Below are 1,808 nucleotides of genomic sequence, written 5' to 3' on the forward strand. Positions count from 1 at the left end.
AGGGTTCCTCTGGGATATTTTTCTAAAAACAGCGTGGGCGATATTCTGACAGGTGTTACCACGGAGCTATCCACACTTGAATTGCAGGGAATGAAGATGGTTGACATCATCATCAACGGATATGCAAAGTTTATTGCAATTCTCCTGTGCTTCCTTTTCCTGAGTCCAGCCGCGGCAGTGGTTTCTGTTGTCGGTGTTGCCTTTTCCGCATTAGCTTTACATGGTATCAGCAGGCACAGTGAAAAGACCGCTGCTATTACGCACCAGGCCATGGAGGATATGTCTGGCTCTGCGATTGAATATATCCGCGGGCTGTCCATCGTTAAGTCGTTTGGACAGGAAGGGGCTTCTATCGAGAGTTTTCGCAAGGCAAATAAAGATTTGAAAAATATTCATATCAAAGTAGAAAAGGGCTATACGCCATTTAACTGCCTGCACCTGTTCTCCTTAAAACTGGCATCTATGGGGATTGTGTTTATCTGTGCATGGCAGACACTTAACGGACAAATGAGCCTTGCTTATTTTCTGATGTTCGTTCTGTTTTCTTTCGTAATCTTTGGAAGTGTGGAAAACATCAACGACGCGGCGCATATGCTGGGCCTTATAGATTCTGCTATGAGTAAGCTGGAATCTTTGGAAAATGCGGAGTATATCGACCAAGACGGAAAAGATATTACACCAGCCTCGTATGACATTACTTTCCAGGATGTATCCTTTGGTTACGATAAACGGACTGTGTTGCATGATGTGAATTTCACAATCCCACAGAATACAACAACAGCGATTGTAGGTCCTTCCGGGAGCGGCAAATCTACCCTGTGCAGCCTGATTGCTCGCTTTTATGATGTTGACGCCGGAAAAATCACTTTTGGAGGAACAAACATTCGTGAATTTACCTGTGACAGCTTACTAAAAAATATCAGTATGGTATTCCAGAATGTATATCTGTTCCGGGATACGATCCGCAACAATATTAAATTCGGTAGCCCGGATGCTTCGGAGGAACAGATGATCGCCGCCGCGAAAAAAGCCCGCTGCCACGATTTTATCATGGCCTTGCCAGATGGATATGATACCGCAATCGGTGAGGGCGGCTCTTCTCTTTCCGGCGGTGAAAAGCAGCGAATTTCGATTGCCAGAGCCATGCTGAAAGACGCGCCGATTGTGATTCTGGACGAGGCCACGGCCAGCATTGACCCGGAGAACGAGCATTTGATTCAAGAGGCTATTTCCGCGCTGACACATGGGAAAACGATCATAACGATTGCCCATAGACTGGCGACGATTGAAAATGCGGATCAGATTCTTGTCATTGATGGCGGAACCGTCGTACAGAAAGGAACTCATAAGGAACTATTGAAACAGAGGGGAACTTATCAGGACTTTATCAGGATTCGGGAACAGGCTGAGGGCTGGAGAATTCAACAATAAGCAGAAAAGAGGTGCTGTATGAAGATTCATGCGTCCGGGGAGGACTATCTGGAGGCTGTGCTGATACTCCAAAAGAAGCAGGGCATGGTCCGCTCCATTGATCTTGCCCGGCACATGGGATTCAGTAAACCGAGTATCAGCCATGCGGTAGGCGTTTTGAAGAATGGCGGTTTTCTGACCGTGGGTGAAGATGGATTCCTCCATTTGACCGCCATAGGCCGGGAGGTTGCCGAGAAAATCTATGAACGCCATTTGTTTTTTATGGAGCAGTTTATTGCTGCTGGCGTCGATCAGGAAACAGCGGAACAAGACGCCTGCCGGATTGAACACGCCATCAGTGATACATCTTTCCGAAAGCTGAAGGAGAAAGTACAAGG

At 46.8% G+C, this 1,808-nt stretch carries 2 protein-coding genes; both read left to right on the forward strand.

Annotated elements, in window-relative coordinates; all coding sequences use genetic code 11:
• Positions 1 to 1,431 (forward strand): ABC transporter ATP-binding protein (locus ACZMB2_RS14125; protein ID WP_487597185.1); only part of this gene is annotated, 1,431 nt, incomplete at its 5' end.
• Positions 1,432 to 1,449: 18 nt separating this feature from the next.
• On the forward strand, positions 1,450 to 1,808 hold a 359-nt coding region (locus tag ACZMB2_RS14130), incomplete at its 3' end, for a metal-dependent transcriptional regulator (protein ID WP_487597186.1).

The organism is Hominiventricola sp., assembly GCF_057604405.1.